Raw genomic sequence first — 22876 nt, 5'->3', positions numbered from 1 at the left:
GATACTGACATGATACCTACCCCTTCGATTGCCACGCCGCCTATCCCTATTGATGTTGTTTTCCGCGCATTGGCCGATCCGACGAGGCGCCGCGTGCTTGAACGTCTTGTCAGCAGTCCGGCTTCTGTCAGCGAACTGGCGGAGCCTTTTGACATGGCACTGCCGTCATTCGTCGAGCATTTGCGGGTGCTTGAAGGCAGCGGTCTCGTCAACTCGCAGAAAAAGGGCCGGATCAGAACCTATCGTCTCGAAACCGAACCGATGAAACTTGCCGAAAACTGGCTCTCCAAACAACGGACGCTCTGGGAGCGCCGTCTCGACCAACTCGATGATTATATGCTTACACTCATGGAGGAGAACAAATGACATATGAGTTGAAAGCCGATCCCAAGCTTGACCTCGTGCTCGAACGTACAATTGATGTCCCGCGCGAACTGGTCTGGAAATGCTGGACGATGCCGGAGCATGTCAGCAAATGGTTTACGCCGAAGCCATGGTATATTTCTGACTGCGAAATCGATTTGCGCCCGGGAGGAATTTTCCGCACGGTGATGAACGGGCCCGATGGAGAACAGGCAATCAATTACGGCTGCTATCTGGATATCGTACCCAATGAACGACTTATCTGGACCGATGCCCTCCGGCCAGGATACCGCCCTTCGGAGAACCCGTTTTTAACAGCAGTTCTTTTATTGAAGGATGAGGGCAAAGGCACACGTTACACTGCCATGGCAATCCACCGGGACGAAGAAACGCGTAACCGCCATGAGGAAATGGGTTTTTACGATGGTTGGGGCACTGTGCTGGACCAGATGATCGACTATTCCAAGACGATCTGATCAGGATGGCAATTCACTGCACAGGTGCAACAGCGCCTGTGCCAATGCCCGGCCCGCCGGTCCGAGCGGCTCATCGACGCGGTGGGCGAGATAGGCCTCGGACATAACTTGGCTGTCACGGCCAAGCGATCTCGTAGCCAATCTGACAAGCCGCTTTTCTCGTAAGTCCCGTTCGACCTGCCAGAGCGGCAGGCGACCCCAGCCGAGCCCGGCAAGGATCAGCGCATGTTTCATGTCCTGATTGCTGACCCGGCATGTCTGGGGCGAGATGACGCCGAAATCGCGCCCCTCGGTCAGTGGTGACGGGTCCGACTGTACAATCTGCAAATGATCGGCAAGGTCGGCCACATCCAATGTCTTCTCCCGCTTTCCCAAGGGATGCTGAGCAGAAACGACCGCCACCATGGCGATTGATGACAAGGCCTCCAGCGTTATGCGCGGATCGCGAAAATGCTCGCCGACCGTGATGCTTATTTTGCAACGCTTTTCCAGCAACGCATTGATCGGCTCTCCCAATGGCTGGGCAGCCACACGAATGGCGACCGAAGGATATTGCGAGCGCATTTCCGACAACGCCTTCCCGAGGATGGTCGTGGGAAACAGCGTATCCACAACCAGCGGCAATTCCAGTTCGACGCCCTCACCCATGCCTCGCGCACGGGCACGCATGGCATCAACACGCAAGAGAATATCCCGCACATTGGTGAGCAGGGTCTGACCCTCGGCAGTCAACACAGGACGATGGCCGGAACGGTCAAAAAGGAGCACCCCAAGCTGCCCCTCCAGATTTGCAATGGAATGGCTGACGGCTGACTGGACACGCAACAATTTGGCTGCACCGGCACGAAAGCTTCCAGTTTCGGCGATGGCAACGAATGTGCGCATCTGGTCAAGGGTCAAAGCATCCAGCATGATTACTCCATTCGATCATTCCAGCAAAACCTAAGCCGGTCCGATAGATCGGTCAAACGGAGCAATCATTGCCTGCCGCTCAGGCTTTCCAAGCTGAATTGCGGATAACGCTGCAGAAACTGCCGCGATGGAAGTGCGGCGTGCGCGGAAAGGCTTTGACAACCGCCTCGCGCTCCGCATCGCTGTACTGCTTATAGGTCGGGCGGAGCCCGCGGCTTGCGGCTTTGCCGATGCAGATACGTTGAGGCGAGCATTCATGCGCCAGATCGGCGTCACGCCTGCGGCATATCGACGGCGTTATCTCTAGCGTCGTGTTTTACTTCAGTCTTGTCGTTCAACGGATTGACCTTGGCAATGGCGTGCCTATATTCAAGGTGCACGTTCTCAGGGCGGGGTGTAATTCCCCACCGGCGGTAGCAGTCAGAAATGCCTGAAGCCCGCGAGCGCTTCCAGCTTCTGCTGGAAGGTCAGCAGATCCGGTCAGATTCCGGAGCCGACGGTATAGTCCGGATGAAAGAGAGCAAGCATCGGCAAGACCTCGCACCCTGCGGGGTGGAGTCTGTGCGTGTTCGCCCAAAGGGATCATTGAAAAATGGCAAAACCCTGAAAGGCCTGATAAATGACTATCGTTTCCCACCCTTCTACAAAAATCGCCATCATCCGCGCGCGCTGGCATGCGGAAATCGTCGACCAGTGCGTCAACTCATTCGTTGACCAATGGGCAGCACTTGGCGGGGATCGTTCCGACGTCGAAATCTTCGATGTTCCGGGCGCTCTCGAAATTCCACTGCACGCGCAGACCCTTGCTTCAACTGGACGCTATTCTGCGATCCTTGGCACCGCTTTCGTGGTTGATGGCGGTATCTACCGGCATGATTTCGTTGCCGGCACAGTGCTCGACGCCATGATGCGCGTTCAACTCGATAGCGGTATTCCCGTCCTCTCCGCGGTTCTCACCCCGCACAACTTCCAGGAGTCGGCACCACATATTGCCTTCTTCAAGGAACATTTCGTCGTCAAGGGTGTGGAAGCTGCCAATGCCTGCTCGCAGGTATTGCAGGCCCGCGCTAAGCTTGCCATGATCAACGCCTGATAAGGCGCATACGCATCTGGGAGGATCGACGTGAAGACCAAGAAGATCATCAATGACGGCGCCAATGCTGTCGACGAAATGCTGGAAGGGGTGCTTGCCGCCCATTCCGCCAAGGTCTTTGCGCTCGATCATTCTCCCCGCTCGATTATTGCCCGGGACGGCCCCCGTCCCGGCAAGGTCGGCATGGTCATAGGCGGCGGTTCGGGACATGAGCCGTCATTCCTCGGATTTGTTGGCAAGGGATTGGCGGATGCAGCGGCTATCGGCAATGTCTTCGCCTCCCCTCCACCAGACCCGATCATCGAATGCACCAAGGCAGTCAGTAACGGCGCCGGAGTGCTCTATATGTATGGCAATTATGCCGGTGACGTAATGAACTTCGACATGGCCTCCGAGATGGTCGCCATGGACGATATCGAAGTTCGCACCGTGCTAACCACGGATGACGTTGCTTCCGCTCCCGCCGATCAGCGCGAGAAACGGCGCGGCGTTGCAGGCAACGTATTCGTGTTCAAGGCGGCCGGTGCAGCCTGTGACAAGATGCTATCTATCGATGAATGTGAACGCATTGCCCGTAGGGCCAATGACCGCACATTCACATTTGGCGTGGCACTTGCCCCCTGCTCGCTTCCTCAGACACTAAAGCCCAACTTCACACTGGGCGAAGACGAAATGGAAGTCGGCATGGGCATCCATGGCGAGCCCGGAATTTCACGCGAGCAGCTGAAACCCGCCGACGCCATCACCGATGAATTGATGGACAAGATACTGGATGAAATGGCTGCGCCCAAAGGCGACCGCGTGGCAGTGATCGTTAATTCGCTCGGATCAACGCCGCTGATGGAGCTTTACATCATGATGCGGCAAGTCAAAAAGCGGCTGGATCAAGCCGGGCTGGAACTGCACCTGAGTCTTGTTGGCAATTACTGCACATCGCTGGAGATGGCAGGCGCTTCCATTACGGTTATGCATCTTGATGATGAATTGCAGGAAATGATCGACCATCCCTGCGATTGCGCCATGTTCCGGGCGGGCTGAACCATGAGCGAAATTACCTCCGCCAATCTCATTGCCATGTTTGCCGAGATAGCCAAATCCATGGCTGACGCAAAGGCGCATCTTTGTGAACTCGACGGCGTTATCGGCGATGCGGATCATGGCATTGCCATGGATTTGGGTTTTTCAACCGTTGCCACCAATCTCGGTGCACTGGACGCTGCCGCCACCGATCCGGCAATGGTTTTCAATACAGCTGCAAAGTCTTTCCTCAATGCCGTAGGCGCTTCTTCCGGCCCGCTTTATGCGACGGCGTTCATGCGCGCCGGAGCGAGCGTAAAGGGCAAGAACGTATTGAGCGATGCTGATTTTGCGGACGCATTCATTGCCATGGCCAAGGGTATTCAGGATCGAGGCAAAGCGGAAATTGGCGACAAGACCATGATCGATGCATGGGCACCTGCTGCCAGTGCCGTTGAGGCTGCGAAAGCGCGCAGTGCCTCTTTGGCCGAAATACTGGACGAAGCTGGTAAAGCTGCAGAAAAAGGTGCTGAAGCGACAAAAGCGATGATCGCCTCAAAGGGCCGCTCTGCACGGCTTGGTGAACGCGCCATTGGCCATATCGATCCCGGCGCTGCCTCCGCAGCTATACTCATTAGAGCGATTGGTAGAGGATTGGATTGAAACACGCACCTCGCTTTATCTCTCCCCTTGTGGGAGAGAAAGCGATTTCAGCATCTTAGCTTCTTGGCTAAGTGCTAGAAATCGCAAGAGAGGGGATTTGCTGTATTAAACTACCCCCTCTCTTGAGTTTTCCAAGAATTTAGCGAAGAGGCTAAATTCAGGAAAACTCTTTCTCCCCCACAAGGGGGGAGATAAGCAGAGCATTACTTCCCCGCATCCAATCTATCAATTGCTTCGACATTTCCCGCTGATGCGCCATTGGGATCGAACTCGGACTCCAGCCATTTATCAACAATAGCCTTGGCAAGTTCCGGTCCGATGACCCGCGCACCCATGGTGATGATCTGTGCGTTGTTGGATTTGGCGGCGCGTTCAGCGGAATAGGTGTCGTGTGTGAGCGCAGCGCGAATGCCCGGCACCTTGTTTGCTGAAATGCTGACGCCAATGCCCGTGCCGCAAATCAGAATGCCGCGCTCATTTGTCCCGTCAACAATCGTCTGTGCCAGCTTTTGTGAGAGGTCCGCATAGAATCCTGACTGGCTGAGATCGCTGACTTCATGCTCCGATTTCGTTGCGAGATGTGTGGCAATCACATCGAGCAGAGGCTTTCCTGCGCTATCGGCTCCAATTGCTATTTTCATGAACTTTCCTTTTTAAATCGCGCGTGAAACGCGTTGCAAAATATCGAGATAGCCCTCAATCGCCCATGCGGAACGGCCAATGAACAAGCCATCAATGTTGCGACAGGTAATCAGTTCGGCACAGTTTTCAGGGTTGACGCTGCCGCCATAAAGCACCGGCACAGGGACGCCGAGTACCGACTTTGCCACTGCTGCGATCTTCGCATGGCGCTCGTCGGCATATTCGGATGTTGCGGGAATACCGTTTACCCCAATGGCCCAAATGGGCTCGTAAGCGAGGAGAATTGGGCTGGCTTTGGCGTTGCCTTCGAGCAAGCCCAACGCGCCTTGCACCTGCGCAGCGAGGACATCATCCGCCTCTCCCGCCTCGCGTTGAGCGAGGCTTTCACCAATGCAGATCAGCGGCGTCAAACCATGACGCACTGCCGCCGCGACCTTGAGGCCAACGGTGCGATCCGTCTCGCCAAAAAACTCACGCCGTTCGGAATGGCCAAGCTCGACGAGATCAAGATTGCAGTCCTTGAGCATCAAGGGCGATATTTCACCTGTCCAAGCACCGGCATCATCCCAATGCATATTCTGCGCACCGACTTTGACGCTGGTGTCTTTCAACACGGCCTTGACGTCGCGTACCGCCGTGAAAGGTGGAATGACAAAACGTTGAAAGCGCTCGTCGCGGCTTTCATCACTGGCCGCAAGCGCTCCGGCAAAAGCCAGCGCCTCGCCTAATGTCTTGTTCATCTTGAAGCTCGTACCGACCCAGAAACTCGTCATATTTGGTTCAATCCCGTATCGATGTAAGGCTCCCAGAACTCCACGGACTCGCGGATCATATCGACCACCAGATGGTCGGTTGGCTCGCGTTCGCGGAACGATAGTTCAAGGCAGATTTCATTATCCGTGCCGCCGCCGCGCCGGACTGTATCGAGGAATTTCTCCGGCGTTATCCGGCCATCCTTGTTATGCGCGGCAATGAAGGGCCAGTGGCCACCCTTGTTCATTGAGGACTGCTTGATGTGGATGATGGGCGATTCTTTCGGGAAAGCCTCCGCCCAAGCATAGGGATCAATGTCAGCAGGGTTGCTTGATGTTACATCGCCATGATCGATATCGACCATCATCAGAAGCGGTATTGCAAGGTGCGACGACTGCAAACGATCATGAAGCTCGCGGCAGGCAGCAATTGTATGGCCAAACTCGCGTCCTACCGACATTGGCTCCCAGAAGAGATAGGTCAGCCCGGCTGCCTTGGCGTGTTCAGCAACGTCCCGCCAGCAATCAATGGCGATTTTCATCAGCTCTTCACGGCGGTCCGGATCGTCGTAATCCTTGTGTGTGAAGATCGCGAACTGCGTGCCGAGCGAGGTAGCGCCGAGGTCGGCGGAAATATCAGCGAATGTCTTGAACCAGTCGACATAATATTGCCGGACATCGGCATCCGGGTGACCGAAATGATTGAGACGTCCATAGGGACCGGTCATGCCGGACGTGACTTTGACACCTGTTCGGGTCAGCGCTTTCTGGAACTGCTTCACATGCTTGGAGATTGTCGCTTGCGGCCAGGATGGATTGATGAATTCATGCGTTAGCTGCACATAACCAATGCGGATTTTCTCGGCGATTGTATCAATCAGATCGTCGGCTTCGGCGAAGCGGTTCACCAGTGGATTGGTATTGAGCGAGAGGGTGAAAGCCATATTCTCCTACCAGATAAAACGGTCAATTGTGTAATCGGGTATTGCGCCATGTTCGGCGAAAAGCGTCTGTAGCTGCTGTGGGCTTGAACCGGCCAATATGCCGGTCTTGACCAGCATGGACTTGAGGCCAGCGCCCGCTGCACCAGCAATGTCGTGCTCGATACTGTCGCCAATGCAGCAGACACGAGCGGGGTCAGGATTACCGAGAAAATCCAGCGCCGAAACGTAGATATCGGCGAAAGGCTTGCCGATCCATCGCACTTCGCCGCCCAATTCCTGATAAAGCTCGGCAATACGCCCTGCACCAAATGCCGTGCCTTCGGTGGTCAGCATGATCTTGTCCGGGTTTGTGCACAGGCATGGAACGCCACGTTTGGCCGCCGGTTCCAGCAACTGCCGGTAATGATCCAGATCGTGGATATCGCCCTCGCTGGCGGCGATCAGCACTATATCCGCATCATCGCCGCTTTGGGTGCGTTCAAGTTCAAGACCGTCGAGCGGCGATGTATCGCCATCGCGGCTGATGAGCAGGCAGCGGGTAGTTTGTTTCTCAGCCTTTGCGGATTCAGCAGCCAGTATTTGCCAGGCAACTTCGCCAGATGTGAGAAACCAGTCCCAGCTTGCCGGATCGAAACCCAGCTTCGCCAGACGCCGATCGTTTTCGGCAGAACGCTTGCCGGAATTGGACAGGATGATAATGCGTGCGCCGGTCTGCTTGAGAGCGGCAAGGGTCGCCGCAGCCTCGGGGTAAGGCCCGCGACCATCACGGAGTACCCCGAACTGGTCGATGAGGAAGGCATCAAAACGCCCTTGCAGATCGCGCAGGCCGGATATGTGCTTTGGAACTGTCATAACAGTCCCGCCGCTCTTCCGCCCATGATCGCAAGCCGCGCTGTACCGGATGCGGCTTCTTCGGAAAGCACCGGCGGCATGGCAACGCCAAGTTTGCGCGCACGAATGGCAGACCAGACCCTGTTCTTCGCGCCGCCGCCGACACTTCTCACCGAACGCAGCTTTGGCGCGCCGAGTTCTGCCAGACGGCCATAGGCCAATTGCTCGACATTGGCGATACCTTCAAAGATTGCCTTCAGGAATTGCGCATCATCATCGGGGCGCGGCTCCATGCGCGGCTTCATGGCCGGATCGTTGATAGGAAAGCGCTCGCCATCCTTGATCAGAGGATAGTAATTCAGACCAGTTTCCGTCATTGGATCAATGGCGTTGGAAAGCTGCCCGATCCGGCCATTGTCGAAATAGTGGGCGAGTACATTGCCGCCCGTATTTGATGCACCACCTGCAAGCCACATGTCGCCGATGCGGTGACTGTAGAGCCCGAATTCAGGGGCAAATAGCGGTCGATCCGAGAGCATCTTGACGGTCAGCGTGGTGCCGAGCGCACTGACGCCATCGCCGGGCTTGTCAGCACCTGTAGCTAGAAATGACGCGCAGCCATCCGTCGTCCCGGCGACGATGATAACCGATGACGGCAGATCAAAAGCAGCGGCGGCCTTCGGAGAGATAGTCGCAATCGGCGAGCCCGCTGGAAGGACATGCGGCAGCATTTCCATATGCGCGCCGGTATTGCCGATCCATACGGGCCAGTTCCGCGCAACAGGATCATAGCCGGTTTTCAGCGCATTGTTTTCATCGGAAACATCATAGAGGCCGGTGAAGTGTCCGGCCAGCCAGTCTGCCTGATGGATTATGCGCGAGACATTGCCGATACATTGGAAATGCAGAAGCTTGGCAAGGCCGGATGTGGCTCCGTGAGCGGCACTGGTGGCTGGCGCATGGGCGGTAATTGCATCAAGAATTGTCTGGTCCTGCACCGGATCATTATACATCAGCGGTTCAGCCAAAGGCTCGCCAGAGGAACTAACTGGCAGGACGGTCCCGGAGGTGCCGTCTATGCTGATGGCCCGAACCTGCTTGCGGTCAATCTGCTCCAGCACCTGTGACAGGGCCGATTGCACCGCTGACCACCAGCCTGCTGGATCACGATGATTGGCTGAGAAGGCATCCAGCCGTGCGGAGCCGCTCGCAACAATGTCAAACGAAGCCGCCATGGCCACTGCGCGAACGCCTGACGTGCCAATATCAATGCCGATGCAGAGCGCTTGGCCTGTCATTGCAGCGCCTGCCCGGCACGATTAAGCGTTTGCCGGTATTTCTCGGCGTCCCAGCCAAGCAATTCGACATTTTCTTCGTCGGTCAGATAATTCAGGCGCGTGCCTTGCGGAATGCGGGAGGTGACGTCCGCAAGGCAGCGCGCCATGGCAAGTGCACCTGATGTTGCTTCTTTCAACACCAAAACGCCTTTGCCGGGGAACAGGATGGCGGGCGGTAACGCCGTACCCTCTTCCAGTTTTCCTTCGATTGTCAGGGCAGTATCCAACGGCCCGGCAATGACAGAGCCTTTGCCGAGGAAAATGACATGATCCGGATAGAGACTGCCGCCGGCCGCGATGCGACAACTGGCAAGATCGGTTGCCGCCCGATGGATCGCTGCATCCTCGGGAAGCCTGTATTGGCTATTGACCGCAAGTCGCTGTAGCGAGGCGATATCCGTGACCGGCGCCTGACGCGGGGCGGCAGACAGAAGACGCGAGACCTGAGCCAGCAGGGCCTCTGCTTCATCGACAGTTTCCGCCGCGACGGCAAGTCCATGATTTCCCAAAATGAGCACGGAAGTATCGTCTTCCAAACGTTCGGCTATGGCACGGGCCAACGGCAGTCCCGGGCGAGCATAAGGCACGAAGGCATGTGGAATATCGCCAAGGCGCGCTGCAACCAGAGCCGCCGCATCAGCCTGAACAGCAAGGGCAATGGTCTCAACACAATGAACATGGACAACCACTTTTTGCGGCATGAGCGCATGGACCGTGGTTTCAATCGATGGACGCAGACCGGAGGGATTGCGGTCGGCAATCACATAGTCCTGTGCTTTCTCGGCGGACGGGTCATACCGTGCCAACGCATCCAGCAACGGGTCCAATGCGACTGGCACCATCATGTCGGCATTGCGGGCATTTTTCAACCAGAGACCGGACGCCTTGATCCAGAGCGTGCCTCCCTCCTTGATAGAGGTATTGCCCCCAGCAGCCTGCACCAGCGCCGGATCAGCCCCTATGCGTGCAGACAGATCGAGAAGGGCTTCGAACTCTGCACTTCTCATGCTGCCGCCTGCTTTTCTGTCCACCATCTGGAGAAGGCTTCACGCTGTTCTTCTGTCATGTGCAGACCGTGTTTGGTACGGCGCTCCAAAACATCTTGAGGTTGAAGTGCCCATTCCGTGTCGCGGAGAAATTGGGCCTCACGCTGATATAACAGCTTGCTGAATGCAGGGCCAAGGTCGGCAACTGATCGTGCCGAGCCAAGCAATTCGTGCATGCGCGTGCCGTAAAGCCGGGCATAATGTTTCGCGAGATCAAAAGGCAGCCATGGATATCTGGCCCGCACGTCTCCCAGAAACTGCTCGAAATCGGCATTGGCCATATCACCGCCGGGAAGATGCGCCTTCGCCGTCCAACCCGGGCGCATGTCAGGAAAGAAAGGTTTCAGGCGATCAAGCGCGTGTTCGGAAAGCTTGCGGAACGTGGTGATCTTGCCGCCGAACACCGAAAGCAATGGAGCCTTGTTGTTCTCCGCATCGACCTCGAAAATATAATCGCGGGTCACGGCGCTGGGGTTTTCCGCACTGTCATCATAAAGCGGGCGCACGCCGGAAAAACTGTGCACGATATCGCCGGGCACGAGCTGCTGCTTGAAATAGCGGTTCACGGATTTCAGCAGATAGTCAATTTCGTTGTTGTCAGCGGCGACATCTTCGGGGCGGCCGTCATAAGGAATATCCGTCGTGCCAATCAGCGCCAGATCATTCTCGTATGGGTTGATGAAGATCACGCGCTTGTCGGGGTTCTGCACCAGATAGGCCTGCCGACCCTCCCAGAATTTCGGAACGATGATATGGCTGCCTTTGACCAGCCGAACGCTGCGGCTGGAATTCATGCCAGCAACACGGCGGATAATATCATTGACCCATGGCCCGGCAGTGTTGACCACACAGCGGGCCTTCACCGTTCTTTTGACACCGGAAACCGTGTCAGTCATCTCAACGATCCAGATATCACCTTCGCGCCGAACGGAACTGCATGCGGTGCGCGTGTGAATTTCAGCGCCGCGCGCGGCGGCATCAAGGGCATTCAAAAGCACAAGCCGCGCGTCATCCACCCAGCAATCGGAATATTCGAACGCCTTGCCATATTCATCCTTCAGCGGCGCACCTTCCGGCGCAGTCTTCAGATTAAGCGTGCGCGTACCCGGCAGGCGTTTGCGCCCGCCAAGGTGATCATAAAGGAACAGGCCGAGGCGGATCAGCCAGGCCGGGCGATCCGCCGGATTATGGGGAAGGACAAAGCGCATGGGCCAGATGATATGCGGTGCGGATTCCAGCAGCACCTCGCGTTCGATCAGTGCTTCACGCACCAGCCGGAACTCATAATATTCGAGGTAGCGCAGACCACCATGGACAAGCTTGCCGGAGCGCGAACTTGTGCCTTGCGCGAGATCGTCTTTTTCGCAGAGGATCACCGATAGCCCTCGCCCGGCTGCATCACGGGCTATGCCAGCGCCATTAACACCGCCGCCGATAATAAAGAGGTCGAATATGCCGGTTTCTGTGCTCAATGCCCGGCTCCCTGCTGTGCAGGCTTGTCCTGAAGGCCATAACTGGCAAAGCCACGGCGGACGCCTTCAATCTCTTCGGGCGACAGAACAACCGCTCCACCCAGAAGCAGCGCGTGATAATATTGCTTGGCAATCGTCTCAAGTTCGACAGCTGCCCACATGGCCTTTTCAAGACTTCCGCCCGTCGCAATCATGCCGTGATTGGCCATGAGGCAGGCTGTGCGGTCTTCCAATGCCTTCAATACATTGTCGGAAAGCTCTTTGGTGCCGTAGCGCGCATAGTCACATAGGCGCACATCATTGCCGCCAAATGCGGCGACCATGTAATGACAGGCCGGAATGGACTTGTGCGCAATTGCAAGGATCGTCGAAAAAGTCGCGTGGGTGTGGACCACTGCATTTATTTCCGGGCGAGTCCGCAGAATGTCCAGATGAAAACGCCATTCGGTGGAAGGTTTCTTGGGGCCTTCCCAAGAACCATATTCACCATCGAGCGGCATGGAGGCAATCATGTCCGGCGTCATCTCGTCATAGGGGACCGCAGAGGGTGTGATAAGCATGCGGTTTTCAAAACGCAGGCTGATATTGCCCGATGTGCCCTGATTGATACCGGAAGCATTCATCTGACGGCAGTGATCGATAATCGATTGTCTAAGCTCAAGTTCTGGCATGATGACGGCCTCAGCAAGGATTGACCGGCGGCAAACCGGCTATATAGCGCCGCACTTCTTCGGCGGCCATTTCAGCGGCATAGGTGACAGTGCGCACGGATGCGCCCGCGATATGCGGTGTAAGCGTCACATTCGGCAGTTGCAGAAGCGGCCAATCAGCTGGCACCGGCTCGACAGCAAAGGTTTCCAGCATGGCGCTGCCAAGATGACCATTGGTCAGCGCTTCGTAAAGTGCATCATAATCGACCAGCGGACCACGCGCCGTGTTTACGAAAATCGCGCCCTGCTTCATCTTGGCAAACGCCTCGGCATTCATGATGCCCTTGGTTTCGTCCGTCACGCGAGGATGCAGCGTAACAACATCCGAGCGTGACAGAAGATCGTCGAAAGCTACCAGTTCGACACCTGCATTACGGTCATCGGCGGAGAGCTGCACATAGGGATCGTAGACAATCACCTTCGTGCCAAAAGCCCGAAGCAGGCGCACCACTTTTGCGCCGATATTGCCATAACCGACTACACCAACCGTCATTTCCGAAAGCTCGCGGCCTGTCTTGTCGGCACGGTAAAGCTCGCCGCGCCATTCGCCCTTGCGCAAGGACTCATGACCACTGCGAATAAGGCGCGTTTCAGCCAGAATGGCACCAAGGGTGAATTCGGCAACGGCGCTGGCATTGCGGCCGGGTGTATTGACGACAAGGACACCCGCATCGCGTGCAGCCTTCATATCAATATTGACAGGTCCGCCACGGGAAACAGCAACGAACTTCAAATCCGGCAGGCGCTCCAGCATACCGGCTGACATGGGAGCAAGTTGAGTAATGAAGAGTTCCGCATCGCCGATGAATTCTACAATCTCATCGGGATCACCGAGATATTCCTTGAGCCCATCCATGCCCTTGACGGCATAGCCGTGCTCCATGGGTACATCCGGCCAAGGTTGCTGCAGCGTGCGGATATCGTGTTCATCGCCACATAGCTCCACGATCTTTTCCCGGAATACCTCCGGAAGCATGAACCGGTCGCCGATGATGGCTATCTTCTTGGTCATTGCGGTCTTCCTATTCGTCAATTGCTGCTGGCGGTTAGCGTGTGCCAAGTCGGTTGCAGCGCCAGCCGTGACTGGCGGTAGGCCGGGAAAGCCTTTTCATAAATTCGGGACAGTTCTTCGTCGGCGGTTTCGGGCGCGCGCTGGAACGGTGTTACCCAGTCTTTGACGCAATCCGCCATTGAGCCATAAATGCCGAGAGAAACCGCTGCGATCATGGCAGTGCCTGCAGCTCCCGCTTCTTCGCGCTCGCTGGTCTGGATGCTGGCACCCAATGCCCCGCCCAAAATCTTGCGCAATGAAGCACTGCGGGCGGCTCCACCAGTGACGCGGACACGTTTTGGCAGAGGCCCCATGGCGGCAAAACAATCCCGCGCAGCAAGGGCCAAACCGTCGAACACGGCACGTACAAGATCACCAAAACCATGACTGGTCGAAAGCCCTATGAACGAAGCGCGGGCGGTTGCATCGACAAATGGTCCCCGCTCGCCTGCGTCGGAAATATAAGGGTGATAGATTACGGAAGCGGCCTTTGCATCGGCAAGCCAAGTCTCCATATAGGCCAGCAGTTCGGCCTTGGACTTTTCAATGCCAACGCTTTTGAAAAGGTCTCCGGCAACGGCCAATATCCAGTCGATATTCAGCGTTGCAGCCATGTTGGACTGCATCTGTGCATAGACGCCCGGTATGGGCATGCACATCGTATAGCCGGTAAGGTCGCGATTGAGCTGCACATCATCCGGGCTTGTTGCGAGGCGCATATGCATGCCGGTCGAGCCTATAATCGAGCAACCCGTATCCGTTCCGGGCTCATACAGACCCGCCCCAAGCGCAGTGCAGGCTACATCTACATAGCCCAGCACAACGGGCGTGCCTTCAAGCAATCCGGTCAATCTGGCGGCCTCGGCATCAAGTTCATGATGGGTGGTCGCACCATCTACGATTTCGGGCAGCAGATATTTGAGCTTTTCCAGCCCGAGAAAATCAATCACGCTGTCTGAGTAGTTGCGGGTGCGGAAGTCTCCAAAGGTGAAAACCGCTTCCGAAGGGTCGGTGGCGCGCTTACCTGTCAGCTTGAAATAGAGCCAGTCCTTGCAGTGAAAAGACGTGGTTGCACCGGCATAAAGCTCCGGCGCTTCATCCATCATCCAGCGTAGCTGCGAGCCCTGCTGACAGGCGGCGAGGCCGCTGCCGGTGTGGGTGAAACGGCCAAGATCGCCGCGCTCTTTGCGAAGGTTATCGACCGTATCGCCCGCACGGGCATCGAGCCATAGCCAACCCTTGCCGACCGCCTCGCCGTTCTTGTCGATCATCCATGTGCCATCGCCCTGACCTGTGACAGACACGGCAACAGTGCGGCTGGCAAGATTGTCGACTTTCGCAGCGAGATCGACCAGAGTCTTAACTGCATCGGCCCACGTACGTGCAAGATCCTGCACAACCCCTGCCCTGCCAACGGTTTCATAGCTGTTCGGCGTTGAGGCGAATGCGATCTGGCGGCCTGACAGGTCGAAGGCCACCGACTTGATGATGGAGGTTCCCGCGTCAATCCCTATGAGGATATCGCGTGTCATCACGCAAGCTCCTGACCATGGCTGATGGCAACACCGGTTTCGCCATTGAATACATGCAGGCTCGCCGGATCGAGGCGAACTGCAATCGTTTCACCGATTGCCACATCAGTCCGGTCATGTTCGACAAGAACCAGCGAACCGCCGGCAAAGTCTGCCGCAATATGGGTCTGGTCGCCGAGCCATTGATTGACTGAAACACGGGCTTCGACGCCGCCCTCGCTGCGGCGAACCGCATAGGGACGTATACCGACAACGACTTTCTGATGTTTTTTCAGCTCAGCCCTGACTGCTGGCGAGAAATCGGATGCGGCATAGTCAAGCTTCACACCCTGATTGAGGCCGAAAGCTATTGCACTATCGTTGGTGGAAACCGTTGCCTCGAAGACGTTCATTGGCGGCTCACCGACGAACGTGCCGGTAAACAGATTGGCTGGACGCTCCTTGATCATCTGCGGCGTATCGAACTGCTGCAACTCGCCGCCTTCCATGACGGCAATACGATCAGCAAGCGCGTTCGCTTCGGTTTGATCGTGGGTCACCAGAATGGCGGTAAGTCCACGCTCCTTGATGTAGTGCTTGATGCGGCCTCGCAGCACGGCACGCAATTGCGGCTCAAGCTGGCCCATCGGCTCATCAAGCAGATGCAGATCGGCATCGCGGATCAGCGCACGGCCAAGCGAGGCACGCTGTTGCTGGCCACCGGAGATTGAACTCGGATAGCGGCCGAGAATATCCTCGATCTCCAGAAGCTTGGCGATATAGGCGACTTTTTCTTCGACAATCGACTGGGACAGCTTCGAGGATTTCAGCGCGAAGGCGATGTTCTCCTTCACCGTCAAAGGCGGATAAAGCGAATAGCCTTCAAAGGCCATGGCAACATTTCGCCGGACCGGAGCGAACGTTTGAACCTCGCGGCCTTTCAGCGAGATCGTTCCGCGGGACACAGCCTCGAACCCGGCAACCATACGCAGGGTCGATGTCTTGCCGCAGCCGGACGAACCAAGAAGCGCGATGATTTCGCCCTTCTTCACATCCATGCTGATATTGCGAACCGCATGGACGCCATGGTCTATCGGGCCATAGAATTTATCGACGTTCCTGATCAACAGAGCAGTGTCACTCATGCCGCTACTCCCTGTTGTGTCGTGCCTGCCTTGCGGATCAACTCGCCGCTGGCCTTATCAAAAAGAAACGCGGTCCTGCCATCAATAACAATGTGAGCCGGACCGGATGCCGGGCCCGGCGTTCCCGCAGGCCGCGAAACCAGCACTTCACGCTTGCCGACAGTGAGAACCAGCGTGACCGTCTTTTCGTTGAGCGGGGTTTCTGCCTCGACCTCGATAGGAACCGCGCCCTTGGCCGTATCTTTGGCGAAGGTGATCGATTCAGGGCGAATGCCGATGACGCAGGATTGCCCCGCAACACTATCCGGCATGCCGGGCAAAGCCACGCGAACCTTGGATATCTCGACATAAATGCCTTCCGCGTCCTTTTGTGGCGTTACATCAAGCAGGTTGATTGTCGGATCACCGAACAGACTGGCAATTCCGATGTCTGAAGGCGCGTTGTAGATCTCCTCCGGCGTTCCAATCTGGCGAATCTTGCCGTTCGCCATGACCGCAATGCGATCGCCGAGTGCCATGGCTTCCTTATAATCCTGCGTCACATAGACGACCGTTGCGCCCTGCGAAGCCAGAAGGCGCGGCAATTCCAGCCGCATCTCGAAGCGCAGTTTCGCATCGACATTGCGCAGCGGATCATCAAGCAGCAGCAGTGGCGGTGAGCCCGCAAGGGCGCGGGCAAGCGCGGTGCGCTGCTTTTGCCCGTTCGAGAGTGCTTTCGGATGATGCGACAGCACATGATCAATCTTGAGCAGCTTCGCTACCTTGCCTACGCCCGACTTTATGGCCTCTGCCGAAGACCGCGTTGCAGTCAACGGGCTGGCGATATTGTCATGGGCGCTCATATGCGGAAACAGCGCAAAGTTTTGAAACGCCATGCCGATACCGCGATGCTCCGCATCTACATCGGTCATGTCTTCACCACCGATCAGGATTTTGCCCTCATCCGGATCGATCACCCCGGCGACGAGACGCAGGAGGACGGTCTTTCCAGCCCCGGAAGGGCCAAACAGGACCAGTGTTTCGCCATTTGCAACGTCAAGCGACAGGTCATCGAGAACCGTATTGGTCTTGTAACGCTTGACGATATTCTTGAGTTCTAAAGTGGTCATGAAATTATCCCTTCACCGCGCCAAGTGACAGGCCTTCAACGAGATAGCGCTGTGCATAAAGAGCAAGCGCAAGCGTCGGCGTGACCGAGAGCACAATAGCCGAGGCGATCTGGCCGTACTGGATGCCGGATGAGGTGACGAAGGCAAGCGCACCCACCGTGACCGGCTGTTTGTCCGCCGAGGCAAGCACTAGCGCGAAGACGAAGTTGTTCCAGGCGAAGATGAAGGCAAGCAGGCCAGCCGCTGCAATGCCCGGGCCTGCGAGAGGCAGTGCAATCTTGCGGAAGGTGGCAAACCATGAGTGGCCCGCGATGCGATAGGCATATTCAACGTCAGCCGATATATCTTCGAAATAGCCGCGCACGATCCACAGGATCAGTGGCAGACAGATCAGCTGATATACCCAGATGAGACCGAAATAGGTATCGGACAGGCCAAGCCACTGGAAATACTGCGTCAATGGCAGCAGCACTAACAACGGCGGGGCAAAACGGAAGGACAGAAGCGTGAATGCAATGTCTTCCGAGCCACGGAACTTGTGGCGGGCAAAGGCATAGGCCGCAGGTACGCCGAGCACCAGAGCCAGCGCAACCGATGTGACCGAGAGAAAGACCGAATTGCCGAGATTGCGCATAAAGGCGATATCCAGCGTACCCGCCGATGTGGTCAGCTTACCGGTGATGAGCGCGGCATAGTTGGAAAGGGTCGGCGTGAAAACGATAGTTGGCGGGATCGTCAGGATTGTTTCGTTCGTCTGGAATGACATGAGAAAAATCCAGAAGATCGGGAACATAAAGAAGATGACGACCAGCGACAATGCGACGAAGCGCAGGCTTTTTTCGAGGGTGGATGTGGTTTCCATGATGTACTCCTCACGCCTCGCCGCGTGCGCGTTCGCGCAGCCGCAGCCAGTTCTTGATGAAGATATTGGAGAGCAGGTATGTGATCGCCCAGAGGATGACCATCAGCGCCGCCGACCGTCCGACATTCGTGGACTGGAAGAAGTTCAGATAGGCTTCGACCTGAAACACTGTCAGCGCATTGCCGGGACCGCCCTGCGTCATCGCATAGATGATATCGAACTGCTGGATGGAATCGAGCAGGCGGAACAGCGTCGCCGTAAGGATATAGGGTGTCAGCATCGGCAGGGTGATGCGGAAGAACACGAATGTGCGTGGTACGCCGTCAAGCGCGGCAGCTTCAAAGGGCTGTGTGGGCAACGAGCGCAGACCCGCCAGAAGCAGGATCATGATGAAGGGCGTATAAACCCAGATATCAACCAGCACGACCGTGAACAGCGCCGTATCCGGCGATGACGCCCAGCGGAAATTCTGCAATCCGACCTGATTTGCCAAGTAACTGAGAATGCCGAAACCCGGATTGGTCATCAGCTTCCACATCAATGCGGCCAGCGCTGGCGCAATCATCAGTGGCAAAAGCAGCATGATCGAAATGAAATTATTGACCCGCGAACGCTTCTGCAAAAGCAGGGCAATACCCAGTCCCAGAAGAAGCTCCAACGTCACGGTTATACCGGCATAGAGCAGCGATACTTTCAGCGTGTTCCAGAAACCCGGATCATTGAACAGAAAATTATAATAGTTCTCACCCCAATTGAACTGGCGGCTCCATGGCTGGCTGAGCCGGTAACGTTGAAGCGAGTAGATCACGGCAGTGACAAAGGGAATAAGAATGCCGATGCAAACGAGCAATGCGGGCAAGCTCAGGACATAGGGCAGCATCTTTCTGCTGATCCTGAACCGTGAGGCCGGCTTTCGTGGAATGGATGGTGAAGCCAATTTAAAGCTCCTTATCGTTTAAGAAATCACGCTTGTGCGCTCAGGATCGTTTAAGAAATCACGTTTGCCGCACATCTGAATACCCGGCGCTTTTAACGCCGGGTATTGGTGGGATGAAGATCAGCCGAGACCGGCTTCCTTGAGCTGACGATCAATGCTCTGGGCGAGCTGATCCAGCCCCTCATCAATCGGCACTTCCTTGGCAACCATCTTCTGCAATGTTGATGCCCACTCCGTCGTCACGTCGAAGAACAGTGGTTGCGGCGTGAACTTGATGCTCGCACCGGCAGCCGAGGCATCGAACATTTCGACATAGCCCGGATACTTCTTGTTCAGCTTGTCGCGGAACATTTCATCCTTCCAGATCGACTGGCGAACCGGATCAACGAAGTCCATCTTGGTTGCGCCAAACAGCGCATGTTCCGGACCTGAAGCCCATTGCAGGAAGTACCAGGTGGCATCCTTGTTCTTGGAGAAATTGGACATGGCAAGCGACCAGATCCAGATATTCGGTGTCGATGACTTGGCTTCCGGATTGGCGGTAAAGGCGGCATAGGAGAGCTTCCCGGCCATCTTGTTGTCGCCGCCATTCATGAAGTAACCAAGGCAATCTGCATCAAAGATCATGGCTGAAGCACCGGCACCGAGATCGGCACCGACCTGATACCAGGTATAGGTCGACCAGTCTTTCGGGCCGCTTTCCTGAATCATCTGCACCCACTTGGTGTGGTATGCCTTTGATTCAGTCGTGTTCATTGCTGCCGAAAGCTTGCCGTCGGCAGATACATTCAGGTCTTTCTGGTTGAAGTTCGCATAGCCGGACAGGAAGCCCGGATGGATCGTCGCCCAAGAGCGCGAGCCACGAACGCCAATGCCGTAAATTCCGCCAATATCCTTTTGCAGCTTTGCGGAAGTCGCGATCATCTCATCGATATTGCCCGGAACTTCAACTCCGGCCTTGTCGAACATCTCACGGTTATAGGTGATGTTGTTCTGTTCGAATGCCCATGGAATACACCATTGCTTGGCGTCTTCAGAACCAAGTGCACCGCCCGGAATACCATTCCATGCGCAGGAGTTCTTCACGCCCGGCAGGAAGTCATTCCAAGCGTAGTTCGGATTGGTCTTTTCCGGATCGTTGATCCATTCCTTCAGATCGGTGATCCAGCCGGCAGGACCATAGGTCCATGTCATATAGGCGCCGGTCATGAATGCATCATATTCGGTCGAGCCCGACGAGAGGGCTGCCGTAACCTTGTCGAAATAGACATCTTCCGGGAAGACATCGTATTTGACATCAATGCCGGTCAGATCCTTGAAATTCTGCAGATTGGCGATCATCGCGTCTGCATATGGATGCTTGTTCAAGAGCAGCTTCAGGGATTTGCCGGAATGTTTCTTCCAGTCAAAATCTGCCGCCTGCGCATTGGTCGACATCATGTTCATCAGCGTGCCAGCCGAAGCTGCAGTGATACCCATGGTTCCGAGGCCTTTCAACAGGCCGCGACGGTCAACCGATCCGCGCAGGAAGGCGCTGATAAGGTCTTTTTCCTTGTCATGCATTGGTCTTTCTCCTCCTTCATCGGGTATTACGAACCGGATACCCCGCCGGTACTTCTCCCGGACGCGGCTTCCCGCATCCCCTCCCTGACGTTGTGTCAGGTATCGCTTGCGACGAGTTGCTGCGCTGTTTTCTCGTCTGTAATCAAACCATTGAGGCACCGGCTTTCCAGCACCGCGCGAATGGCTCTTACCTTCATCCTGCCGCCTGCAACCGCGATCATTCGCTGTTTCTTCAGGTCCTCCCGGCTCAAGGTAAATGTGCGGTCAGACAAGGTTGTCTGGATCGCCTTGCCTGCATCATCGAAGAAATGCCCGAGAAGCTCTCCCGCTCCCCCGGCATTCTTGATGTCCTCGATCTCGCTTTTCTCGATCATGCCAGTGGATACCAGCGAAGCTTCGCGCTCCGCAGTACCAATACCCACGAGGGAAAGATTGGCGCTCTTTGCCATATCAAAGATTTCGCGCACGCCGCGCTGACTGAACAATACGTCCATGTCCTCGACTGTATTGGCGAAGAACGGAACAGGCATGACATAGGCTTCCGCACCGATCCGTTCGGCCAGCCTGTGAATAACGTCATGGGGGTTGGCGGAAAATTTGCGGGTCAGGCCGCCGAGCAGCGAAACAAAGCGCACATTATTACTGGCGATGCGCGGCAGATAATCGACGCAGGCGGCAAGTGTACGCCCGTGGCCCATACCGATAAGCAACTCGCCATCGCGTTCGATCTCACGCTTGAGAAATTGGGCTCCTGCAATGCCAAGCGCTTTCAAAGGCAATTCATCGGGATCGAAATCAGGCACAACTTCGCAGTAATCGAGCCCATAGCGGGTCGAAAGCTTTTGCTCGAGTTCGACACATTCCGAAACCTCGCCATCGATATAGACCTTCACCAGACCTTCCTGATTGGCCTTCATGATCAGACGATGAGCTTTGAGGGAGGTCAGCCCAAGGCGCTTTGCTACCTCGGATTGGGTGAGACCACCGGCATAATGCAGCCAGGCAGCGCGTGCTGCCATGCTGGACTCTTCTTCGCGAAGAGAACCGCCACCTGCCATTGCCATGTCTCCACCCTGAACACGTTTTTGATATTTTTATCTTCTAGTGAAAATAATTTCACCTGCTGCAAAATTTGTCAAGTGACGTTGGGCCAGCATTCAACACTCACCAAGAGTGATGATGTGACAAAGCCGATTGGCCAGGAGAGCGCTGAGTACCAAAAAACTCGATAATTCATGCGCTTCCCGCAACGCAGCAAACGGCTGGAGGGTGTGATTTTTTCGAGAAAACTTTTTGGAAAAAGATATGGCTTTTGCCACGAAGCAAACGCGGCAGAGTTATATTTGAAATGAACCGGCTAAAATTGCGAGGGTCAGCGGGATTCCTTCATTACCGTTCTAGGCAATCGAGAATGCTGGTCCGGCAAACAGGAGTTTTACGACGCTCGACTGGATCGTTTAGCCAAGCACGGTAGGCATAACGAAACTCCACATCTTTATATTGATAGACCTTTGCCTGTTTGCCTTGTTTACTTGCAGCCAAAGCTTCAGGGGTCACCACAAGGTGTAAGGCCAACAATTTGTACACCCATGGCTTGCTGCCCCGATCTTTTTCGAAGACCTGAACATGATAGAATGGATCGTTATTCTGCGGGCTGTTGTAAACGGCGGCCCAACGCACCTTGTGCGGCGTCACTGACAAGACAAGGTTTGTATCCTGCCCAGCCGCAAACGATGCACTTCCCATCCAGAGAAGCAGCGCACCGACAAAAGTCCTCAAACAAATCGTCATGATACTCATCCAGCATGCGGTCAGGCGTAGTGGGATATTACTCCCGCTCTATTATTCTTTCTGCCCTAAGCATTTGTTTTTACTCTCGAAAGTTTATTTTTCTCTTCCTATGCCGCTAACGGAACCGTTAAAAAGTTAGCCTGTTGTTTTTAGAGGGTTTTTCGGCGCAGCTACAAATGTAAAAATTCTGTGGACTATCGATATCTATAGGCCATTTTGCGGGGTGCCATAGGCGGCGAAGATTAAATCTAGCGCCCAATAAAGTACCGTCAAAACCGTTGAATCGGTAGAACATCCTGATCATCGCTTCAATGGATCGTTGGTACGGGGTTGCGTGCATTGTACGCAGAAGAGAGAGGCTGAGACGGTGAATATGGTTTCTCGCGAGGAGCTTTAGGAGCAGGTCTGGTGCAAGCCCATGACCAAAGTTGCCGCAGATTATAGCGTCACAGATACGGCATTGAAGAAGACCTGCGATCGCCGCATTCCCACACTGGAACGCGGGTACTGGGCCAAACTCGAACAGGGCAAACCGGTCCAAAAACAACCACTGCCGCCTGTGGCCGAGCGACATCAAAGCAACCGGGATATCAGCGTCGGGAAGACTTCGCCGTAACTGTGTGGTGCTAGGTGCGGATTACCACTTCCG

24 protein-coding genes, 1 pseudogene and 1 riboswitch are annotated in these 22876 nt (G+C 55.6%); of the genes and pseudogenes, 6 read left to right on the top strand and 19 right to left on the bottom strand.

Annotation, left to right across the window (positions count from 1 at the left end; all coding sequences use genetic code 11):
- Nucleotides 1-9 precede the first annotated feature (9 nt).
- On the top strand, nucleotides 10-366 hold the full coding sequence (locus ABKW30_RS20720) for a metalloregulator ArsR/SmtB family transcription factor (protein ID WP_348600808.1): 357 nt from the start codon (nucleotides 10-12) through the stop codon (nucleotides 364-366).
- Nucleotides 363-839, top strand: coding sequence for an SRPBCC family protein (locus ABKW30_RS20715; RefSeq protein ID WP_348600807.1), 477 nt, complete (start codon nucleotides 363-365; stop codon nucleotides 837-839). Before ABKW30_RS20720 ends, ABKW30_RS20715 begins: the two co-directional genes overlap by 4 nt.
- Here ABKW30_RS20715 and ABKW30_RS20710 read toward each other — a convergent pair whose 3' ends face one another.
- Together ABKW30_RS20710 and ABKW30_RS20705 are read right to left on the bottom strand one after the other, a co-directional pair.
- Entirely contained in the window at nucleotides 840-1751 is a 912-nt protein-coding gene (locus ABKW30_RS20710; protein ID WP_348600806.1) for a LysR family transcriptional regulator, read from the bottom strand.
- 79 nt (nucleotides 1752-1830) lie between these two features.
- Nucleotides 1831-1950, bottom strand: a pseudogene (locus tag ABKW30_RS20705) (phosphohydrolase); the annotation flags it as partial.
- Between the two features lie 177 nt (nucleotides 1951-2127).
- Nucleotides 2128-2277: riboswitch (FMN riboswitch) on the top strand.
- Between the two features lie 93 nt (nucleotides 2278-2370).
- On the opposite strand from ABKW30_RS20705, the gene ABKW30_RS20700 reads away from it, so the two are divergent.
- Genes ABKW30_RS20700 through dhaL form a run of 3 tightly spaced genes read left to right on the top strand, consistent with a single transcriptional unit; the run spans nucleotide 2371 to nucleotide 4524 of the window.
- On the top strand, nucleotides 2371-2844 hold the full coding sequence (locus ABKW30_RS20700) for a 6,7-dimethyl-8-ribityllumazine synthase (protein ID WP_348600805.1): 474 nt from the start codon (nucleotides 2371-2373) through the stop codon (nucleotides 2842-2844).
- Between the two features lie 30 nt (nucleotides 2845-2874).
- On the top strand, nucleotides 2875-3882 hold the full coding sequence (locus ABKW30_RS20695; RefSeq protein ID WP_348600804.1) for a dihydroxyacetone kinase subunit DhaK: 1008 nt from the start codon (nucleotides 2875-2877) through the stop codon (nucleotides 3880-3882).
- 3 nt (nucleotides 3883-3885) lie between these two features.
- Nucleotides 3886-4524 carry a dihydroxyacetone kinase subunit DhaL gene (dhaL, locus tag ABKW30_RS20690; protein WP_348600803.1) on the top strand — a complete coding sequence of 213 codons (639 nt, stop codon included), beginning with the start codon at nucleotides 3886-3888 and terminating at the stop codon, nucleotides 4522-4524.
- 203 nt (nucleotides 4525-4727) lie between these two features.
- Here dhaL and ABKW30_RS20685 read toward each other — a convergent pair whose 3' ends face one another.
- From ABKW30_RS20685 to ABKW30_RS20605, 17 genes are all read right to left on the bottom strand, one after another.
- Entirely contained in the window at nucleotides 4728-5165 is a 438-nt protein-coding gene (locus tag ABKW30_RS20685) for an RpiB/LacA/LacB family sugar-phosphate isomerase (RefSeq protein ID WP_348600802.1), read from the bottom strand.
- A gap of 12 nt (nucleotides 5166-5177) precedes the next feature.
- Nucleotides 5178-5939, bottom strand: a complete 762-nt coding sequence (locus ABKW30_RS20680) for a triose-phosphate isomerase (RefSeq protein WP_348600801.1) — start codon at nucleotides 5937-5939, stop codon at nucleotides 5178-5180.
- The gene (locus ABKW30_RS20675) at nucleotides 5936-6862 is read right to left on the bottom strand and encodes a TIM barrel protein (RefSeq protein WP_348600800.1); all 927 of its coding nucleotides are present in this window, start codon (nucleotides 6860-6862) and stop codon (nucleotides 5936-5938) included. Before ABKW30_RS20675 ends, ABKW30_RS20680 begins: the two co-directional genes overlap by 4 nt.
- 6 nt (nucleotides 6863-6868) lie before the next feature.
- On the bottom strand, nucleotides 6869-7714 hold the full coding sequence (locus ABKW30_RS20670; protein WP_348600799.1) for a TIGR01459 family HAD-type hydrolase: 846 nt from the start codon (nucleotides 7712-7714) through the stop codon (nucleotides 6869-6871).
- A complete protein-coding gene (locus ABKW30_RS20665) occupies nucleotides 7711-8991 on the bottom strand; it encodes an FGGY-family carbohydrate kinase (protein ID WP_348600798.1) in 1281 nt (426 codons plus the stop codon). Before ABKW30_RS20665 ends, ABKW30_RS20670 begins: the two co-directional genes overlap by 4 nt.
- On the bottom strand, nucleotides 8988-10037 hold the full coding sequence (locus tag ABKW30_RS20660) for a class II aldolase/adducin family protein (RefSeq protein WP_348600797.1): 1050 nt from the start codon (nucleotides 10035-10037) through the stop codon (nucleotides 8988-8990). The genes ABKW30_RS20665 and ABKW30_RS20660 overlap by 4 nt, the downstream gene beginning before the upstream one ends.
- Nucleotides 10034-11548 (bottom strand): glycerol-3-phosphate dehydrogenase, encoded by a 1515-nt coding sequence (locus ABKW30_RS20655; protein WP_348600796.1) that lies wholly within the window; start codon nucleotides 11546-11548, stop codon nucleotides 10034-10036. The genes ABKW30_RS20660 and ABKW30_RS20655 overlap by 4 nt, the downstream gene beginning before the upstream one ends.
- Nucleotides 11545-12219, bottom strand: coding sequence for a class II aldolase/adducin family protein (locus ABKW30_RS20650; RefSeq protein ID WP_348600794.1), 675 nt, complete (start codon nucleotides 12217-12219; stop codon nucleotides 11545-11547). Before ABKW30_RS20650 ends, ABKW30_RS20655 begins: the two co-directional genes overlap by 4 nt.
- 10 nt (nucleotides 12220-12229) lie before the next feature.
- Nucleotides 12230-13270 (bottom strand): 2-hydroxyacid dehydrogenase, encoded by a 1041-nt coding sequence (locus ABKW30_RS20645; RefSeq protein WP_348600793.1) that lies wholly within the window; start codon nucleotides 13268-13270, stop codon nucleotides 12230-12232.
- A gap of 17 nt (nucleotides 13271-13287) precedes the next feature.
- Nucleotides 13288-14841, bottom strand: coding sequence for an FGGY-family carbohydrate kinase (locus tag ABKW30_RS20640; protein ID WP_348600792.1), 1554 nt, complete (start codon nucleotides 14839-14841; stop codon nucleotides 13288-13290).
- The gene (locus tag ABKW30_RS20635; protein WP_348600791.1) at nucleotides 14841-15965 is read right to left on the bottom strand and encodes an ABC transporter ATP-binding protein; all 1125 of its coding nucleotides are present in this window, start codon (nucleotides 15963-15965) and stop codon (nucleotides 14841-14843) included. The genes ABKW30_RS20640 and ABKW30_RS20635 overlap by 1 nt, the downstream gene beginning before the upstream one ends.
- Nucleotides 15962-17074 (bottom strand): ABC transporter ATP-binding protein, encoded by a 1113-nt coding sequence (locus ABKW30_RS20630; protein WP_348600790.1) that lies wholly within the window; start codon nucleotides 17072-17074, stop codon nucleotides 15962-15964. Before ABKW30_RS20630 ends, ABKW30_RS20635 begins: the two co-directional genes overlap by 4 nt.
- A 4-nt stretch (nucleotides 17075-17078) precedes the next feature.
- The gene (locus ABKW30_RS20625) at nucleotides 17079-17936 is read right to left on the bottom strand and encodes a carbohydrate ABC transporter permease (RefSeq protein WP_348600789.1); all 858 of its coding nucleotides are present in this window, start codon (nucleotides 17934-17936) and stop codon (nucleotides 17079-17081) included.
- Between the two features lie 10 nt (nucleotides 17937-17946).
- Nucleotides 17947-18816, bottom strand: coding sequence for a sugar ABC transporter permease (locus ABKW30_RS20620; protein ID WP_348600832.1), 870 nt, complete (start codon nucleotides 18814-18816; stop codon nucleotides 17947-17949).
- A gap of 177 nt (nucleotides 18817-18993) precedes the next feature.
- Nucleotides 18994-20436 (bottom strand): extracellular solute-binding protein, encoded by a 1443-nt coding sequence (locus ABKW30_RS20615; RefSeq protein WP_348600788.1) that lies wholly within the window; start codon nucleotides 20434-20436, stop codon nucleotides 18994-18996.
- A gap of 95 nt (nucleotides 20437-20531) precedes the next feature.
- Nucleotides 20532-21500 (bottom strand): sugar-binding transcriptional regulator, encoded by a 969-nt coding sequence (locus tag ABKW30_RS20610; protein ID WP_348600787.1) that lies wholly within the window; start codon nucleotides 21498-21500, stop codon nucleotides 20532-20534.
- A gap of 325 nt (nucleotides 21501-21825) precedes the next feature.
- Nucleotides 21826-22227 carry a DUF5086 family protein gene (locus tag ABKW30_RS20605; RefSeq protein ID WP_348600786.1) on the bottom strand — a complete coding sequence of 134 codons (402 nt, stop codon included), beginning with the start codon at nucleotides 22225-22227 and terminating at the stop codon, nucleotides 21826-21828.
- Between the two features lie 418 nt (nucleotides 22228-22645).
- Here ABKW30_RS20605 and ABKW30_RS20600 point away from each other — a divergent pair, with 418 nt between their 5' ends.
- Entirely contained in the window at nucleotides 22646-22843 is a 198-nt protein-coding gene (locus tag ABKW30_RS20600) for a hypothetical protein (RefSeq protein ID WP_348600785.1), read from the top strand.
- Nucleotides 22844-22876: the final 33 nt, after the last annotated feature.

This window comes from Phyllobacterium sp. SB3 (genome assembly GCF_040009165.1).
In the GTDB taxonomy this organism is placed as follows: domain Bacteria; phylum Pseudomonadota; class Alphaproteobacteria; order Rhizobiales; family Rhizobiaceae; genus Phyllobacterium.
Note: the sequence above shows the minus strand (reverse complement) of the source record. Positions and strands in the feature narration are given on the sequence as shown.

Coding starts and splice junctions, on each gene's coding strand:
- ABKW30_RS20720 (WP_348600808.1), top strand. CDS start 10: ATGATACCTACCCCTTCGATTGCCACGCCGCCTATCCCTATTGATGTT.
- ABKW30_RS20715 (WP_348600807.1), top strand. CDS start 363: ATGACATATGAGTTGAAAGCCGATCCCAAGCTTGACCTCGTGCTCGAA.
- ABKW30_RS20710 (WP_348600806.1), bottom strand. CDS start 1,751: ATGCTGGATGCTTTGACCCTTGACCAGATGCGCACATTCGTTGCCATC.
- ABKW30_RS20700 (WP_348600805.1), top strand. CDS start 2,371: ATGACTATCGTTTCCCACCCTTCTACAAAAATCGCCATCATCCGCGCG.
- dhaL (WP_348600803.1), top strand. CDS start 3,886: ATGAGCGAAATTACCTCCGCCAATCTCATTGCCATGTTTGCCGAGATA.
- ABKW30_RS20685 (WP_348600802.1), bottom strand. CDS start 5,165: ATGAAAATAGCAATTGGAGCCGATAGCGCAGGAAAGCCTCTGCTCGAT.
- ABKW30_RS20680 (WP_348600801.1), bottom strand. CDS start 5,939: ATGACGAGTTTCTGGGTCGGTACGAGCTTCAAGATGAACAAGACATTA.
- ABKW30_RS20675 (WP_348600800.1), bottom strand. CDS start 6,862: ATGGCTTTCACCCTCTCGCTCAATACCAATCCACTGGTGAACCGCTTC.
- ABKW30_RS20670 (WP_348600799.1), bottom strand. CDS start 7,714: ATGACAGTTCCAAAGCACATATCCGGCCTGCGCGATCTGCAAGGGCGT.
- ABKW30_RS20665 (WP_348600798.1), bottom strand. CDS start 8,991: ATGACAGGCCAAGCGCTCTGCATCGGCATTGATATTGGCACGTCAGGC.
- ABKW30_RS20660 (WP_348600797.1), bottom strand. CDS start 10,037: ATGAGAAGTGCAGAGTTCGAAGCCCTTCTCGATCTGTCTGCACGCATA.
- ABKW30_RS20650 (WP_348600794.1), bottom strand. CDS start 12,219: ATGCCAGAACTTGAGCTTAGACAATCGATTATCGATCACTGCCGTCAG.
- ABKW30_RS20645 (WP_348600793.1), bottom strand. CDS start 13,270: ATGACCAAGAAGATAGCCATCATCGGCGACCGGTTCATGCTTCCGGAG.
- ABKW30_RS20640 (WP_348600792.1), bottom strand. CDS start 14,841: ATGACACGCGATATCCTCATAGGGATTGACGCGGGAACCTCCATCATC.
- ABKW30_RS20635 (WP_348600791.1), bottom strand. CDS start 15,965: ATGAGTGACACTGCTCTGTTGATCAGGAACGTCGATAAATTCTATGGC.
- ABKW30_RS20630 (WP_348600790.1), bottom strand. CDS start 17,074: ATGACCACTTTAGAACTCAAGAATATCGTCAAGCGTTACAAGACCAAT.
- ABKW30_RS20625 (WP_348600789.1), bottom strand. CDS start 17,936: ATGGAAACCACATCCACCCTCGAAAAAAGCCTGCGCTTCGTCGCATTG.
- ABKW30_RS20620 (WP_348600832.1), bottom strand. CDS start 18,816: ATGCTGCCCTATGTCCTGAGCTTGCCCGCATTGCTCGTTTGCATCGGC.
- ABKW30_RS20615 (WP_348600788.1), bottom strand. CDS start 20,436: ATGCATGACAAGGAAAAAGACCTTATCAGCGCCTTCCTGCGCGGATCG.
- ABKW30_RS20610 (WP_348600787.1), bottom strand. CDS start 21,500: ATGGCAATGGCAGGTGGCGGTTCTCTTCGCGAAGAAGAGTCCAGCATG.
- ABKW30_RS20605 (WP_348600786.1), bottom strand. CDS start 22,227: ATGACGATTTGTTTGAGGACTTTTGTCGGTGCGCTGCTTCTCTGGATG.
- ABKW30_RS20600 (WP_348600785.1), top strand. CDS start 22,646: ATGACCAAAGTTGCCGCAGATTATAGCGTCACAGATACGGCATTGAAG.